The sequence below is a fragment of the Arsenicibacter sp. R0_47 genome (assembly GCF_057652235.1).
Map to the genome: position 1 here is coordinate 436,241 of NZ_JBYFCJ010000004.1, position 15,264 is coordinate 451,504.

19 protein-coding genes are annotated in these 15,264 nt (G+C 39.7%); 8 read left to right on the plus strand and 11 right to left on the minus strand.

Annotation, left to right across the window (positions count from 1 at the left end; all coding sequences use genetic code 11):
• Window positions 1-46: 46 nt before the first annotated feature.
• The 8 genes from AC23NW_RS10690 to AC23NW_RS10725 all read left to right on the plus strand — a co-directional run bounded on the left by AC23NW_RS10690 (window position 47) and on the right by AC23NW_RS10725 (window position 4,400).
• Window positions 47-733: a metallophosphoesterase family protein gene (locus AC23NW_RS10690; protein ID WP_487449404.1), complete on the plus strand. Its 687-nt coding sequence runs from the start codon at window positions 47-49 to the stop codon at window positions 731-733.
• 12 nt (window positions 734-745) lie between these two features.
• Window positions 746-1,279: a hypothetical protein gene (locus AC23NW_RS10695; RefSeq protein ID WP_487449405.1), complete on the plus strand. Its 534-nt coding sequence runs from the start codon at window positions 746-748 to the stop codon at window positions 1,277-1,279.
• A complete protein-coding gene (locus AC23NW_RS10700; protein WP_487449407.1) occupies window positions 1,272-1,571 on the plus strand; it encodes a hypothetical protein in 300 nt (99 codons plus the stop codon). Before AC23NW_RS10695 ends, AC23NW_RS10700 begins: the two co-directional genes overlap by 8 nt.
• A gap of 335 nt (window positions 1,572-1,906) precedes the next feature.
• Entirely contained in the window at window positions 1,907-2,365 is a 459-nt protein-coding gene (locus tag AC23NW_RS10705) for a pyrophosphohydrolase domain-containing protein (RefSeq protein WP_487449408.1), read from the plus strand.
• A gap of 45 nt (window positions 2,366-2,410) precedes the next feature.
• Window positions 2,411-2,680, plus strand: a complete 270-nt coding sequence (locus AC23NW_RS10710) for a hypothetical protein (protein ID WP_487449410.1) — start codon at window positions 2,411-2,413, stop codon at window positions 2,678-2,680.
• Between the two features lie 3 nt (window positions 2,681-2,683).
• Window positions 2,684-3,451, plus strand: a complete 768-nt coding sequence (gene thyX, locus AC23NW_RS10715; RefSeq protein WP_487449412.1) for an FAD-dependent thymidylate synthase — start codon at window positions 2,684-2,686, stop codon at window positions 3,449-3,451.
• Entirely contained in the window at window positions 3,448-4,035 is a 588-nt protein-coding gene (locus AC23NW_RS10720; protein ID WP_487449413.1) for a hypothetical protein, read from the plus strand. Before thyX ends, AC23NW_RS10720 begins: the two co-directional genes overlap by 4 nt.
• On the plus strand, window positions 4,032-4,400 hold the full coding sequence (locus AC23NW_RS10725; RefSeq protein ID WP_487449415.1) for a hypothetical protein: 369 nt from the start codon (window positions 4,032-4,034) through the stop codon (window positions 4,398-4,400). Before AC23NW_RS10720 ends, AC23NW_RS10725 begins: the two co-directional genes overlap by 4 nt.
• A 118-nt stretch (window positions 4,401-4,518) precedes the next feature.
• Here the strand turns inward: AC23NW_RS10725 and AC23NW_RS10730 are convergent, their stop codons facing one another.
• From AC23NW_RS10730 to AC23NW_RS10780, 11 genes are all read right to left on the minus strand, one after another.
• Entirely contained in the window at window positions 4,519-4,788 is a 270-nt protein-coding gene (locus AC23NW_RS10730) for a hypothetical protein (protein ID WP_487449417.1), read from the minus strand.
• A gap of 188 nt (window positions 4,789-4,976) precedes the next feature.
• Window positions 4,977-5,597, minus strand: a complete 621-nt coding sequence (locus tag AC23NW_RS10735; RefSeq protein WP_487449419.1) for a fibronectin type III domain-containing protein — start codon at window positions 5,595-5,597, stop codon at window positions 4,977-4,979.
• A gap of 93 nt (window positions 5,598-5,690) precedes the next feature.
• The gene (locus tag AC23NW_RS10740; protein ID WP_487449420.1) at window positions 5,691-6,029 is read right to left on the minus strand and encodes a hypothetical protein; all 339 of its coding nucleotides are present in this window, start codon (window positions 6,027-6,029) and stop codon (window positions 5,691-5,693) included.
• A 34-nt stretch (window positions 6,030-6,063) separates the two neighbouring features.
• Complete coding sequence (locus tag AC23NW_RS10745) at window positions 6,064-7,506, minus strand: hypothetical protein (RefSeq protein WP_487449422.1); 1,443 nt, start codon at window positions 7,504-7,506, stop codon at window positions 6,064-6,066.
• 2 nt (window positions 7,507-7,508) lie between these two features.
• A complete protein-coding gene (locus tag AC23NW_RS10750; RefSeq protein WP_487449424.1) occupies window positions 7,509-7,787 on the minus strand; it encodes a hypothetical protein in 279 nt (92 codons plus the stop codon).
• 133 nt (window positions 7,788-7,920) lie between these two features.
• The gene (locus AC23NW_RS10755; RefSeq protein ID WP_487449425.1) at window positions 7,921-9,414 is read right to left on the minus strand and encodes a coiled-coil domain-containing protein; all 1,494 of its coding nucleotides are present in this window, start codon (window positions 9,412-9,414) and stop codon (window positions 7,921-7,923) included.
• A 13-nt stretch (window positions 9,415-9,427) separates the two neighbouring features.
• Window positions 9,428-9,640, minus strand: a complete 213-nt coding sequence (locus tag AC23NW_RS10760) for a hypothetical protein (RefSeq protein WP_487449426.1) — start codon at window positions 9,638-9,640, stop codon at window positions 9,428-9,430.
• 34 nt (window positions 9,641-9,674) lie between these two features.
• Entirely contained in the window at window positions 9,675-10,166 is a 492-nt protein-coding gene (locus tag AC23NW_RS10765; RefSeq protein ID WP_487449427.1) for a hypothetical protein, read from the minus strand.
• Window positions 10,163-10,366 (minus strand): hypothetical protein, encoded by a 204-nt coding sequence (locus tag AC23NW_RS10770; protein ID WP_487449428.1) that lies wholly within the window; start codon window positions 10,364-10,366, stop codon window positions 10,163-10,165. The genes AC23NW_RS10765 and AC23NW_RS10770 overlap by 4 nt, the downstream gene beginning before the upstream one ends.
• Window positions 10,367-10,371: 5 nt before the next feature.
• Entirely contained in the window at window positions 10,372-10,758 is a 387-nt protein-coding gene (locus AC23NW_RS10775) for a hypothetical protein (protein ID WP_487449430.1), read from the minus strand.
• A gap of 75 nt (window positions 10,759-10,833) precedes the next feature.
• Complete coding sequence (locus AC23NW_RS10780) at window positions 10,834-15,264, minus strand: hypothetical protein (RefSeq protein WP_487449431.1); 4,431 nt, start codon at window positions 15,262-15,264, stop codon at window positions 10,834-10,836.

The window sequence follows — 15,264 nt, forward strand, 5'->3', positions numbered from 1 at the left end:
TATACACACACCCGTTATTAACCGTAACGGGTGTTTTCTTTTTTTTATGAAGATACTTACCATTAGTGATCTGCACGGATTAACGGATCCGTTTACAGAAGAGATTCATCGCGCAGATGCCGATATGCTGATTCACGCAGGTGATCTGACTAAACATGGTAAACCGGATGAACTGTATAGTGTAGTACGCTGGCTTGCATCGTTTCCCCATAAGCATAAACTGTTTATTGGTGGTAATCACGATAAGCATATCCAGACAATCAACCATTCCAGATCGGCGTACATAAATTTTATTCTCTTCTGTGAAGATCTGGGGGTCACGTATATGCACAACCGTTGTGTCATGTTTGATGGATTACATTTTTACGGAAGCAGTTTATCACTCAGGTATGGAAACTGGTTTAATCAGTACGGGGAAAATGAAGCGGATACGGTCTGGTCACTGATTCCGCCGATCACTAATGTGCTCATTACACATACTCCCGCATTCGGAATACAGGATCAAACCGGTCCTAAATACGGATCAGTACACGCAGGATGCAAATCGTTACGATCTGTGGTTGATAAGTTACCTGCTTTAAAGCTTCACGTATACGGACACATTCATCACAGCAGTGGTACCGTAATCGTTGAACGATCAAAATTAAAACCATTCACCAGTGTAAATGCTGCACTGCTGAACGAAGAAAATCTTCCGCAGTACAAACCTTCGGAAATTTCAATTACAACCTAACACATTAAAACAATGGTTCTTGCGAAGAAAACCCCGCAACAGGTAGTTAAAGAATTTAAGAAAACCAACAAGGATAAACCTGTATCGGCTGATGCCGTTATTCATGCGTGTGGAGTTGCAATGATAACAGCATATCTACATGATTACATCTGCCGTACTTTCGTGAATAATAATGAATATTATTCGCGTAAAAACAAGTATTACATTGATGGACTTATTCATGAAAATTCCGGATTACTTGCTAAAGCGGAATCACTTCGCAAGCTGACACATCCGGGACTGGAAAACATTGAACAGGAAGAAAATATAGACACGGAAATCTTTACAGATGAGATTAATACTCAACTGAAAGCAATTCACGATTTTATTCACCTGTATTTGTTTCGTAGTTACGGAGATTTTTGTAATTTTGCATTAATCCTCGATAATATTAGGAACAACAAACGTGTGTACACACACGAAGAAGTTTTACTAATAATGAGAAATGCAATTTTCGATATAACCAAAATCGAACCAACTAATCTTTTGATCGAGAAATATGTCTAATACTTCACAATCCGCTGTTGTTCACCGGTTCACTAACATCTTACTGCACACACATGAAGGATGGGAGCCGAATGGTAAAGGTTACGAATATCGTGGTATCGAATTAACTAACCGGCAACTCCGCAAAATGGGGCTTTCATCCATCCGTTCACGATTAAGTAAACAAGGTTTACAAAAAGAAGTACAAAAAGGAAAAAGTACTCTTGAAGTAATTCTTGAAGCGGTTTATCAGTTAGGATTACAGGAAGGTTTGGAACAGGCCGGAACAAATGAAAAACAAAAGATTGCTTAATGTAAACGATACCGTTTACCTTATTAATTCTTCTGAAATTTTAACTTGTACAGTTACTGAGTTACTCCCTCATAATTTAGCAATTTGTAAGACCGGAACATCACTACTCCGGCTACCACGGAACTTACCGTTAGGATATGAAACGTACTGCAAGAAATTGCTCTATTACGTAACATTAGACACTAACGATCTGATTTCCAAAACCTTGATGAGAAAAAAACATGCAAAGGAATTCGAAAATATTTCGGTAATCCTTAAACATGTTGGTCAAAATTTAATACCAGAACATTTGGAAAATTTAACGAAAGAATTAAAGATTCTTTCCGATAAATATTATGCATACACTAGAATCCGTAGCTGAATTTTCACGACAAAATAAAGTACCAATTCCGGAATCACCCTGCATTCCTGCGAAAGATCGGGTACTATTAAGACTCAAACTACTTCGTGAAGAAATTGATGAACTGGAAGCTGCGTGTGAAGCAAAAGATGAAGTAGAAATTCTTGATGCATTTTGTGATATTGAATATATTGCAATGGGTGGAGTGCTGGAATTCGGAATGAAAGAAGTATTTCCGAAAGCATTCAACGAAGTACACAGTTCCAACATGACAAAACCTTGTTCTTCAATTGAAGAAGCAGAACTGACTATTGCAGATTATGCAAAGAAAGGTATTGCTTGTCATTACGAAGAAATTGAAAGTAAGTTCGTCATTTTCCGTACAGCAGATAATAAGGTAATGAAAAATATTAATTACCGTCCTGCAAATCTTTCACAGTTTATTAAGTGCTAAAATTCAAAACCCTTTCAGTGTAATCTCCTGAAAGGGTTTTTTCTTATGCATGAATTATTAATTGCTCAGGATTGGATTCCAATCCGAAATTTCGGTAACGAATATCATAAAACAGGCCCGGCGCATTACATTCACAAAAAGCTTGAGTTAAGTGGTTCTATCGAAAAAGATAAATGGATTCACATTTGTTATTCTATCGAAAACGATAATGGATTTGGTAGTCGTTACGAAGGTGATATTTATCACACTATTTACGATGGCCCCTGTAGTTCCGTTGAACAACTGGAACAGATTTTAAAACTTCTTCAAATTTAAAACATGACAAATCACAGCAACAGCGTAGAGCTGATCGGATATTATGGTGGAGATAAACGTTCTTGTGTTTCTGCATGGCAATCAACTACTGAAGAACTTGGAATTACACTTCCGGAGAACATTCAGGATCGCGTTGATGTAATCTTTCATCACATTGCACAATCAAAAGCAAAATCAGCAGCAGATCTGATTAAGTTTCTTGCTGATCACGGTCACGGTACACCGTTTGAAAAATCACATCTGGATTTTCAGATCAAAGGTGATCTGGCATCGCACATTCATTCACTGAAACACCGGATTTCACATATCAACGGCGAATCAGCACGGTATAAAGAATTCGTTACAGATAAGTTTTATCTTCCTGATGATTGGAAAGATATTGTGTTTACACGTGACGTACAGGATATGAACGGTGCAACCTTTGCATATACCGGTGACAGATTACTTAACGTGCTTGAACTGTATGCTAATCTGGGTTATGAGCTATATCATCAGTCGTGTGAAGATCTCCGGAAAATTCTTGGTGCTAAACGTGCAAAAGAATCTTCACGGTATTTTCTGGGATACACGACACAGCTCAACTACGACTGGCAGATGAACTTCCGTAGTTTCATCAATATTCAGATGCTCCGTAATGATGCTCATGCACAGCGGGAAATCCATCAGATTGCCAATACCATGCTGGATCTGGTTATGAAGATTCCGGGTAATCCGTTCGAATTCTGCATCAAAGCGTTTGACCTTAAAGTAGATCCTGAATTTCTGTTATGATCAATAATCTTGTTGATATTATTCAACTGCTCACCTTTGAATCTGATGATGACATGTATCATCTGCAGATTCTGAAACGCAAGAAAGAGCATCCCGAACTTGGTTCCAACTCACAGGTAATCAAAACTTACTATATTACCAGTGTCAACTATCTGGAAGATAAATTTGCAGAAATATGCAGATTGTGTGAGTTTCATAATGCACGTGCGTGTATCAATCTCAACCGGAGATCATTCGAAAGACTTTCGTTCCATGCACTGCGGAAAATTGCAGATCAGATTATAAACCGTGATTTCCGTTCCAGCCGAAAAGCGTACGAATCCGTAGCCGGTGCATACAGCAACGAACCAAATAAAAAGTGGATTGTTGATATTGATGTAAAGGATGAGAAGCTGCGGACAATGATCCGGAATACAATCAAGAATTGTGAACCGAATCTGCGTCAGGATAAAGTGTATGCTGAACTGGAAACCAAAAACGGATACCATCTCATTACATCTCCGTTTAATGTAGAACAATTCAAAAAGTTCTACCCTGCAATTGATATTCAAAAGGACAATCCTACTATCCTTTACGTACCATGAGACAGATTTCCGAAGAAGAATTACAGGTTTATTATCGTAATCTTTCTTATTATGATCAGATCATCAAATCGTTACCACCACCAGCTAAACCAAAATTTCATACTTCTGCAAATAAAAAAACCCACAATCTTTCAAAGAAATGGGGATTACAAATGGCAATTCCATCCGCTTATGCATTCGGAAAATTACCTTTGTTCTGGCAGCTTTGGAAAAAGTATGAAACAATGGATGCAGCAATAAATGCTCATGCCGATCTTAATGCTGAATGGGGACCGGATGTATTCTGGAGACTTGTACAGATTAATTATACAGATGATGTAGCTGAAGGATTCACAATAATTCCGATGCAGGAGTTCATCAAATAAAAAAAGCAGGATGGGAAAACCCCGTCCTGCTTTTTTATTTTTCCAAAAAAAAAATCCCCTGCTTCAATGCGAGCAGAGGATTAACAACTGAAACTAAACAAATATATAGATGATTACATCAACCCATTTGAGGTAATTCTTTTTCGAGTTCACTCGTTAACGCTTCCGCTAACTGATTCACTTGATCTTCGGAAAGTTCACTTCCGTCTTCCCCGATATATTTTGTTTGAATTTTACCTTCCAGTACTCCTCGCGTTAAAATATCCTGTAACATTTGATTCGCTGAAGTTGCTGCCATTAAACCCTGTGAAAGAACATTGAGTTCAAAACCGGTAACGGTAAGTTCAATATCAGGTTTCCACTCGTAAATTTGTTGTGATTTCTGCATAAATGAGAAGGAAAAGCGGGAGTTTGTGTTGACCCCAAACCCCCTTATTTCATATTAACGAACGATCTACATTACGATAGGATTTTCTGTGGAATAACAGGATCGTGTTAATGATGTAAAAATAAAAAAGAGGTCTGGCGGAACCAAACCTCTCTTGAATTGCAAAGAGATGTTTTTTCAACCTGAAATTATCCCAACGTAATAGAAGTCCAGCCTGTTGTTGTATACACCGTACCACCCGGCGTGTAACCGTTAATGCGTACATTATAGGTACCGCTTGTAGCAGGAATAATGCTGGTTACTCTTACCGTTGTATCTTCGCTCGAATCAACTTCATTATAGCTGAATACTGCACCATACTGAGGATTGACAATTAATGTAAAGCTGTATCCGTTCTGTCCTTTATCTAAAGTAACTTCACTGATAACATACGTTTGCCCGTTCATTGTATGTTGTTCAACAATATCCCAACCAATAATATTCGGAGGTGAAGCAGGAGTCTGAATATAAATTGAATCTGTATACACGGATTGTCCGTTTTTATCAACCCGTAATCTGAATGAATAACCGGTATTTTCTTCCAGACTATCAACTTGAATAGCATTGGCATTACCACCAGTCCAGTTCATCGGTATATAATCTCCGGTATTCGGATCATACGCTTCAACTACAATTAATTCAGCATTTTGGCTGATATTTGTCCACGTAAAATAAGCACTACTGTAACTATTCGCATAACCCGAAAAGTTTGAGGGAGCTGTTAATGGTATTTCAACCACCTTCATCATTTCTTTAATTATTCCAATCATAGCTTGTTGTGATATAAATATAGCACTTATATAAATTTCAATGATTTATATAAGTGCTATATTTGAAAACGCAATTTTCAATAAACAAACAAATTAGTATGGTAATGAAATATAATTTGAATCTGCTGTTGTCCCGTCACTAAATGTAATACGTACTACTGCATATTTTACAATTGCAGGATTATAACCCGCATTATTTTCAAACCATACTCTAGGGCTACCAGATAAAGATACCGGACCTCTTTGAGCCTGTAAACCACCACCAATTGTTTGATAAAACATAATTGTAAAAGTTGAGGCATTTCCAGAGTAATTTATAGTAAATGTCCAGTTAGGTGTACTTAATATTACACTATTTAAACTTTTTACAACATTTTGCATCTCTTTGATTATTCCGATCATAGCTTTTTTGTGAGATAAAAAAGCACTCATATAAAATAATTTATACAAGTGCTTTCTGATTTAATTACGGATATTTAGTGCTGTTAGCATCCAGTGAAGTTGTTCCGGAGCCAACCATTGCAAACGTGTTTACTTTACCTACAGCAGTGTTCCAGCTTGGTGTAGAAGCAAATGTTACACTACCTGGAAAAGTAATTGTATAAGAACCTGAACCACCTTGTACTGCACGGATGTAAAGTGCTTTACCCTGAGCTGCATTATTAATGGTAAGTGTTACGTTACCTGTAAGTGTTAAAAACAGATAAGTATCATCAGCATTTGCAAGATCTACCGTTATAGCTCCGGTAGCAGTTGTGTTACTGATTGTTACACGGTTACTGGAAGCACTTGTTACTCTACCTTTTGCATCAACAGTAATTTTTGCATTTACATAAGAGCCTGCACTTACACCACTGTTAGCCAGTGTTGCTGCAAAAGACCCTGTACCTGAACCGGTAACATCACCTGTTAAAGTAATAGTCTGATCACCTGTATTTGAACCACTCAGGGTTGTAATACCAAGCTTGGTACGGATACCTGTAGCGGTTTCGTCACCTGTATTAGTGCCACTCAGGTTAGGAGCACCAATATTACCGGTAAAGGTATCACCTGCTTTATTTGCCGGAGTATATCCTAATGCAGCCTGTTTGTTATTAAAAGTACTCCAGTCTGTGCTGGTAAGTACACCGGTATTAGATGCTGAAGCATTACCTACTTTCGTTCTGATTGTAGTTGCGGTTTCATCTCCGGTATTTGTACCTGAAATACCTGCCAGTTTAGTTTTTTCACCGGTAGTATAATCTTCTGTTGATAACTGTTTACCTGCAACTTTATCTACTTTACCATTATACAGTAAATCAAGGTAATGAGCTATAGGTTGGGTTCCGTTATCAGCAATAATCTGATAACTTGTATCAGTATGACCTAACTCAGCATTAATACTAGAATCTACATCTGTATACGATGCTTTATTTGCTAACTGACTATCAACATAGGTTTTATCAGCTTTACCTGATACTGTAGTAGTAAGTGCAGCAACAGCATCCTGATCATTTTCTAATTGAGTTGCGATTTCCTGCAATGTATCCAATGCTGCAGGGGCAGCACCAACAACTTGTTGTACCCGCGCATCAACCTGAGCTGAAGTCTGGAAACCCGAATCATTGGTAAGATCTGATACTTTTGCAGGAATAGCAGGTTTACCGGACAAATCATTGTAGTGACCTGTTTTCGCTACGTTTGCCAGACCGGAAATATCTGAAGCATCAAGCGTTACATCACCGGTTTTTCCCGCTACTGAATCAACGGCACCACCCGCTTCAACAGTTGACGAAATCGTTTTACCATCGTCAGCAATATGAATACCGGATCCGGGAATCAGTTTATCCTGTTTGAGGATATTAAGCAGATTATGTTTATTTGCTACCGAAACAGCAAAATCAGTTAAACGTTGGGTTAATGAAGCCATAATTAAAAATTGGTGTTAGATGTGAATACTTCTGCAATGTTACCCGGATCATAATTACTGATAAGCCCGGTAAAATCTCCGGAGACAACCAGATCACGTTTTACCCATCGACCTGTACCTTTTCCGGTAGCACTCAGTACATTTACTCCGTCAACAGGTTCAGAACTTGCAGCATCATAATCATATACGTCACCGGTACTGGTAATCAATGCTTCAAACGGACCGGTATATCCGGTTACTTTAGCAGGTGTAATATCCAGTTTAGAATAAACCTTCTGCATATCAGATCCGATCAGCTGAAGGGCTTGCTGAAGGTTAATGGAAGTTGTATTTTGTGACATAATGTGGTGTTGTTAAAAAGGGGAGAGAAATGTTATTCCCCTCCCCTACGGTGGATATAGCTGTTAATAAAAATTAAGCAAGTGTACCGCGAGCTGTAGTGTATGCTGACAGGAAGTTTACATCCAGATCACCCAGTGTTGATACCAGTGCATCAATATCTGACTGAGCAGAAATAACCGCATTTTCAACAGCATCAACATCTGACTGCAGTGTTGAAATATTGCTTTCAGCAGTGGTTACACGTGCGTTGGTAGCATTCAGATCAGTTTGTGCAGCAGCACCAATGTTGCTACGGGCCTGACCTTTCTCAACTGAAGTAAACGTACCGGTCTGATCAATATCAACCCGTACAACTTTAGCCAGAATATCTTCAGTTGCATCAGCAGCAGCCTGTAATGCATCAATTTCTGATTCAGCAGTACTTACGCGACCTTCAAGTGCAGTTACTGAACTTGCAGAAGCTTTACCGGCGTTGCTTGATTGTACAGCAGATAAACCGGCTTCCAGATCAGTTAACCGTGTATTTTGTGTACCGTTAACTGTTTCAACAGCACCAACACGTGTTTCCAGTGAATCAATATCCGATTCAGCAGTTGTAACACGACCGGCCAGTGTATCAACACTTGATTGAGAAGCTTTTGTAGCTACACTTGTTTCCAGCGCGTCAATATCACTTTCGGTAGTGCTTACACGACCTTCCAGTGAAGTAACAGCAGCAGCAGAAGCAGCACCGATGTTATCACGACCCTGAGCTTTTTCACCTGTGCTGAATGATTGAGCAACATCTACACGAACCTGTTTTGCTGAAATATCTTCCAGAGCCTGAATATCAGATTCCAGAGAAGCTACTTTAGCATCGTATGCAGCTTGTGAAACCTTACCGGCTACGGCAGTTTCCAGTGCATCAATGTCACCTTCTGCTGTAGTTACCCGACCAGCAAGAGTAGTTACGCTTGCTTGTGAAGCTTTGGTATCAACTACACCACTCAGAGCTGTAAGATCTGACTGCAGGGTATCAATTTCACCTTCAGCAGTAGTAACACGGCCAGCTAAAGTTGATTGAGCTGTTTCAAGCGTATCAATTTCTGACTGCATCCCTGCAGAAAGTGTACTGAAATCAGCAGCACTTACCGCACCAATGTTCGTACGCGCCTGTGCTTTCTGTGCATCAGTCAGCGTTTGGGGGGCATCAAAACGAACACGGTTCCCCAGAGCTTCCAGCAAAGCAGCAATTTCGCTGTCAGCGTTCTGCAGAGCTGTTGCCAGTTCGTTAAGGGTATCCAGTGCAGTTGGAGCACCGGCAATCAGTGCACTGATGGATTCGTTAACCAGTGAACTTACTTTCTCCGAACTGAATACTTTCGTAGCAGAAGGAGTTGTATCATCAATTTGCAGTGCAGAAGCACCCAAACCGTCAATCAACGATTTGAGTTCGTTAATTGCTGCAACAAGGTTTGATTTCTGAGTTGTTGTAAGTGCGGAAAGCGCACCCGCTTTACCGTTTACAAACGCAATGTCAGTACCAATCTGAGCTAGTACTGCCTGTAGTTTTTGTGCTGTTGTCATTTACGATGGGTAATTAAATTAAACTTCCTCGGTTTGGTGTGTATGAATCTTCAAAATCAAACAGATTCTGAATTGTTTCTGAATCAATGTTAACAGAAATAGTACCGTCTTCATTTACAACCAAAGTATCCTTATCCACGTTTACATCAATTTTTTGCTGTTCAACGTGGGATGCTTTGAATGTTTTTCCAACATTTTGTACGGTTATAACTTGAAGTGCTGGCATCGTCAGGTGTTAACATTGCGTTGAGTTTTGTATATTAAATCATGAATCCTAAAACTGTTCCGAAAGCATCCTGTACTTCTACAGCTCCCTGTACAGCTCCCGGAGATACATACAGTCCCTGCTCGTCAACGGTTAACGCATTTCCTGATTTGGCAGAAACCTTTACGTTAGCTGAAAGCTTGTTATCCGTTTCTGAAAACGCAATGGTTTCACTTTCTTCCGTATCAACACGTGATGCAAACTCAGAAAGATCAACTACCGTAACAACTCCTTTTTCATTGGTGTACCGGATAATTCTTGTAACCGGAGAATACTCAAAAGTAGTTGCTGTTTCAACAGAGCGAATTAAATTCCGGACTGTTACGGAGTTAACATTGAGAGAAATAACACCTTGCAAATCAGCAATTAACGTATCTCTATCAATGTTAACATCGTACTTGTTTGAGGAAAACAGATTGCTGACAATCGTTTTTCCTAAGTTTGCGGGAGCTACAACTCGTTTACTGAGAGGAGTAACTACTGTCATGGGGTTAAGGGGTTATTGAATGCATCAGAGAGATTATCATCAAGTAATCCGGGGACTTCATCAGGTTCTACGTTATTCGCTTCATCTGCTTCCAGATCATCGAGACGTTTCTGAAGTTCCTGTAATTTACATTGCGTTTTATCCCACTGTTTCTTTTCAATATACATTACTCCCGCTTTGGGGGTAAGTGAACATTTCATGATTATTAAAAGGTTAAATGGCTCTGGAATATCTCCGCAATGTTTCCCGGATCAGTTTCCTCATCCGAACGTTTACCCATATACGTGTATGATGAAGATTCACGTTTGTCACCTTCTCCCATATACATATACAGGTATTCATCAGTAACTACAATTGTTCCTGCACCGATAGATGATTGTTTTGAACTAGACAATTCAGCTAACGATGTAGTGGTAACGGGTAAATTTGACGATCCTTCTGTACGGTTTTTACACGAACATTTACATTTCTGTAATGCATCTTCAACTTCACGAAGTAAACATTTCACTTCATCGAATTGCTGTGCGGGAAACGCCACCCCGTTATCAAACCCCGGAATATGATTATTACCTAAGAATTTATTTCTGTTCACGGTGCGGTAGAATTACAGCATCAAATATATAACACGTAATTCTTTAAAAGTATAATCTCTTGATTTGGGAGGAGATTAACGGGAGTTTTTACGAGAGAGATTCATATACTGTAACTGTTCATCCGGATTAAATAACCGTCCAACCTGCCAGAAAGGAGCGAAAACAGATTTTTTAATATTCCGTGCAATTTTATAATCTCCTTTTTCGTATCCGGCACCACCACGATCATACTGTTCAAATCCGCTATCCCACCATACGTGACCGTAGGGACCAACATCTTCCCACAACTGAGATAATACCTTCACAGATGCATCGTACGCTCTGAGCTGTGCTAACGGTGATTTAACGAGCTGCATTGCCTTATCAACGGTAGTGAATATTTGCGGACCTCTCGGTGATACAAAAAACGGAAGATACATACCCAGATCACCTTCCATGCGCAGTAAAAACACCTCAATGTTTTTCAGCACCTTATCTCCTTCTTCATCGTCATCATCCAGTGCAGCTTCAATACCGATGATGAATAATGAGATCATTGTGAGCATCATCATATCAAATGATGCACGTTTAGCCGCATCCTGTTGCTCCGGTGTACCATATGCAAACGCTGAAAACGCTGCTGAGTTTTTAGAAAGCTGTCCGAATGTAAGCTGATCTAATACCCCTGCGTAAGGTTTTACTACAAAATTCCGTAAACCAAACAACGTTTTTGCGAGCAATCCTTTCTGTGTTTTTGTTTCATCAAGCAGCATTTTGAAGTAATCCCGTAAATATCCGCTGGTTTCCTGTCCTGCTTCCCAGTCAAACCGTTTATCACCGAACCGGTGACGTACCGATGAGTACAGGTATTTCTTGAACATCATCAATAACTTACCCCAGTATCTTCGCTGAATAAGTGCTTTATCAAATTTGGAGTAATGACCGTGCAGCTTCTTATTCGTGCTGTGCAGCTTATTACGGAAATCACGCAATATTTCCGGAGACACTTCAGAAGGAAACTGAAACAGTTCACCCGGTTTGTGTTCTACAGATTCCCACAGGGATTTACCCGATGGCAGTTTATATCCTTTCATTGCGGCAATCATCAGGGTAATCTGAATCTGATGTTCCGGTGCAGATTGCGTCCAGAACATTGCACGTTCCATCATTTTTTCCGCATTACCGGTACGGGATACATCGCCGTTCTCATCAATAAATTCACCCTGAATAGCATCAAAATAAACGGCCAACTGATTGATCAGGGATTTCTTACCGTAATTGGGTTGTTTGAGATCTTTCATAAACCCACCGATATTTGCCCAATACTCTTTTTGTGCTGATGCGTAATCTTCCTTAGAGTACATTCCCCTACCGATTGTTTCTGCATAGTTCTGCAGATTACCGATTGCTACGTTCTGAAACATGGAGCTGACGTTCCACGCAAGATTACTGAAAGCAGTATATCCACTGATTTTACCGGTAAGTTTCTGCATATCAATCCGGTTGCCCAGTACAGAAACAGATGCATCAAAACTATCCTGACCATACATTGTATCGTTGATGAATTCAGTGAGCTTCTGATTTAACCGTTCAGCTACCGCATCGTTATGTTTTTTACCAAACCGGATCAGCACCCGGTCAAACGCATCATAATCCTTTACCATACGTCCCTGCATTCCAAGAACTACATCCGGTTTAATAATTCGTTTGAGTACCTGAATCTGAGGTTCGATTTCACGGAAATTTGCGTACGTGTTTGCCGAAGCCCCGTACATAAGTACAGACCGGTACAAATCTTCTTCAAGAACATCATCGCTGATGTGTGTAATAAACCGTACCGGAATTTTCAGAACAGGATCTCCGTTAATGTATTCTTCCTGATACGTGGTTTCTTTCTCATTGTTTGTCTCCGGAGATTGCTGCTCACCAAGCAATACTCTCTTAAACCAGCTTACAATTTTTTCCAGTGTGGATTTATCAGGAATATAATCTCCCGTCTGCTTTAATTTTTCAACCTGTGGAAGAATATTATATTGTAATGCACTTTTACCTAACCGGTTATTCGCAGTATTGTAGTGAGATAACAAAGAAGTAAAATAAGCTTTCTTACGGGTATCCGCATTAAGTGTATTCCACTTATCAACCACAGACTGATCATACGCTTTAGAGTAATGATATTTATCAGATAACGGAGTAAATGCACCACGCAGCGTATAATACGCGTCAATATCATCCATCGGTTCTTTGGTGATATTGAGCCATTTAAGCTCTCCGTTCTTCATCACCAGTACAAATACGTTTTCCCCCTCTTCGTAACTGGTAATGTGCTCATACTTACCTTTCAGTAGCTGCTCCCGCAGGTGTGCCGGATTATCATCTTTTGTCATGTAACGGGTACTTACATGTTTCTGAAGTTCTTTCGGAATTTTTTTCTTTCCCGATACACTGTCAAATCCCAGTTCTTTTAGTTTCCGGTTACGTTCAGCTCCTTTTAAAATCGTACGGTTAGTTTTATAAAAGTCTGATTGATAGATACTTTTAATTTCATTCCATAATCCATAAGGACGATTAGGATCTACGGTAAACTTATTATAGCTGATCGCTCCGTTTCTGTGGATATAAAATAAACGGTCCAGAATCACTTTATGAACCGGATCAGATGATGAAGCAAGAAAGTTTACCAGATCCATCGGAGCTTGCGTGAGATCCGGTTTCCCTTCTTTGTAAGGAAGCAGATCGTACAGCTTACGGATTTCTTTATTCACGTGCTGATAAAAATACGATTGATGTGCATCATACAATGCATCGTTGTATTCAGAAAGAAATGCTTTCTTTTTCGCAGCTTTTAACCAGATGCTCCGTCCGAATACATTAATCTCAATCTTATCACCATCATAATCAGCAGCTACTTCCTGCAGATTTCCGTAACTATCTTTCTCAGCATATAACTGCTGATGCGTCATTTCATTGTGGTAACGGTTAATCTCATCGCGGGACATGTTCTTTTCCAGTTTGAGATCTTCCCTCACATCTGTTACTTTCTGTCCTTCTACGATTGTTTGCTGGTGAGCATCATACATCTTGTTTCCGATCATGAGTGCAACAGCAGCCGTTAACGGATCACCGGATTGTACAGTAGCATCCAGTAAATGTTTCAGTACAGGTTCATCCTTATCACCGGTACGAAGCAGTGTGCTGAACTGCTCTTTGGTTAGTTTGAGATCACCGGTATAATTTTTCTGTTTGTTTTCCACAACAGGCCACAACCATTCTTCTATTACATCGTAATGAAGTTTCTGAAGCTGTGTTTTCAGTTGTTCCGCTTTATCGGCAGCATCTGATAATATATCCTCAACAGATGCCCGTTTATGTTTATTCACCATTGAATTTACTGCAAGCTGGAAAGAAAACAATCCCTCTGCAGTGAGCGAGGGATTATCACGTACAGCTAACCGTTCAATGAGGTTAATCAATGATGAAGCAGTAACACCTTCACTATCAACAAGATCCTGTATTTGCTGTTTGGATAATTCGGTAAATTCAATGGTTTTCAGTACAGCAGTTACATCTGATTCATAATTGTGGTTCAGTAAATTGTTGAGATCATTGTAAAATTCTTTTGACCGGATAACCGAATTGTTTTCCGGATAAGTATACCGCTGTGCTTTAAGCTGCTTATTAAAATCCAGCAGATCATTAAACAGATACATGTAATGTGTGCTCTTGTTGATCTGTTTGGAAACCCACCGGATTTTCTCGTCAAGTTCTTCCAGTTCTTCAGCCGTAAGCTGATCTCTCCGCTGATTAAGTTCTTTAATCTCCTTGTGTACTTTTTCTACGTTGTTATTATCCCGGAAGAATGAATTGTACACACTATCGAGCCACTGTGAAGTTTGTACTACGTAATTACCCAAAGCAGCTCCGGTGGTCAGATCATCATCGTTCAGATTCATAATCTGCTGCTGAATCTTGTTTGCTTTTACCCGGAAATCCGGAGAATCAACAACACCTTCTTTGAGTAGTTTACCGTACTGGCGCAGATTATCACGGATCCGTTCAAGTACACCTTCAAAAAAAGAAGTACGTTCCTGTGAAGCGGACGGATCATCACGCAGATATTCATCATATCCACTGGCAATCGTTTCCTGAATATTACCTTGTACGGTATCAGTTCCGAAGATACGAATGTCATTATCGGTTAACTCATTCTGTTGTGTGTTGATTAAACCGATGTTATGACGAACATCAATAGAAACTACATCCAGACCCTGATGATGTGCGGGTAAAACCTGAACGGTACGATCCCCGTACGCGTTTTTTATTTTACCAATAAATTGTTCCTGCTCGGAACGAATATCTGCTTTGTTGTTCAAAACAATATATCCGTTCCGGACAGGAAACAACCGATCTCCGTCTGTATCTGTAGCTTCCCTTAAATGCTTTCCGATTTCAATGTGTAAAGCACGTGCTGACGTAAGTTGAGCACCTTGATAATAATCATCAATGTAAGGGATTTTGCAAGCCAT

Coding starts and splice junctions, on each gene's coding strand:
- AC23NW_RS10690 (WP_487449404.1), top strand. CDS start 47: ATGAAGATACTTACCATTAGTGATCTGCACGGATTAACGGATCCGTTT.
- AC23NW_RS10695 (WP_487449405.1), top strand. CDS start 746: ATGGTTCTTGCGAAGAAAACCCCGCAACAGGTAGTTAAAGAATTTAAG.
- AC23NW_RS10700 (WP_487449407.1), top strand. CDS start 1,272: ATGTCTAATACTTCACAATCCGCTGTTGTTCACCGGTTCACTAACATC.
- AC23NW_RS10705 (WP_487449408.1), top strand. CDS start 1,907: ATGCATACACTAGAATCCGTAGCTGAATTTTCACGACAAAATAAAGTA.
- AC23NW_RS10710 (WP_487449410.1), top strand. CDS start 2,411: ATGCATGAATTATTAATTGCTCAGGATTGGATTCCAATCCGAAATTTC.
- thyX (WP_487449412.1), top strand. CDS start 2,684: ATGACAAATCACAGCAACAGCGTAGAGCTGATCGGATATTATGGTGGA.
- AC23NW_RS10720 (WP_487449413.1), top strand. CDS start 3,448: ATGATCAATAATCTTGTTGATATTATTCAACTGCTCACCTTTGAATCT.
- AC23NW_RS10725 (WP_487449415.1), top strand. CDS start 4,032: ATGAGACAGATTTCCGAAGAAGAATTACAGGTTTATTATCGTAATCTT.
- AC23NW_RS10730 (WP_487449417.1), bottom strand. CDS start 4,788: ATGCAGAAATCACAACAAATTTACGAGTGGAAACCTGATATTGAACTT.
- AC23NW_RS10735 (WP_487449419.1), bottom strand. CDS start 5,597: ATGATTGGAATAATTAAAGAAATGATGAAGGTGGTTGAAATACCATTA.
- AC23NW_RS10740 (WP_487449420.1), bottom strand. CDS start 6,029: ATGAGTGCTTTTTTATCTCACAAAAAAGCTATGATCGGAATAATCAAA.
- AC23NW_RS10745 (WP_487449422.1), bottom strand. CDS start 7,506: ATGGCTTCATTAACCCAACGTTTAACTGATTTTGCTGTTTCGGTAGCA.
- AC23NW_RS10750 (WP_487449424.1), bottom strand. CDS start 7,787: ATGCAGAAGGTTTATTCTAAACTGGATATTACACCTGCTAAAGTAACC.
- AC23NW_RS10755 (WP_487449425.1), bottom strand. CDS start 9,414: ATGACAACAGCACAAAAACTACAGGCAGTACTAGCTCAGATTGGTACT.
- AC23NW_RS10760 (WP_487449426.1), bottom strand. CDS start 9,640: ATGCCAGCACTTCAAGTTATAACCGTACAAAATGTTGGAAAAACATTC.
- AC23NW_RS10765 (WP_487449427.1), bottom strand. CDS start 10,166: ATGACAGTAGTTACTCCTCTCAGTAAACGAGTTGTAGCTCCCGCAAAC.
- AC23NW_RS10770 (WP_487449428.1), bottom strand. CDS start 10,366: ATGAAATGTTCACTTACCCCCAAAGCGGGAGTAATGTATATTGAAAAG.
- AC23NW_RS10780 (WP_487449431.1), bottom strand. CDS start 15,264: ATGGCTTGCAAAATCCCTTACATTGATGATTATTATCAAGGTGCTCAA.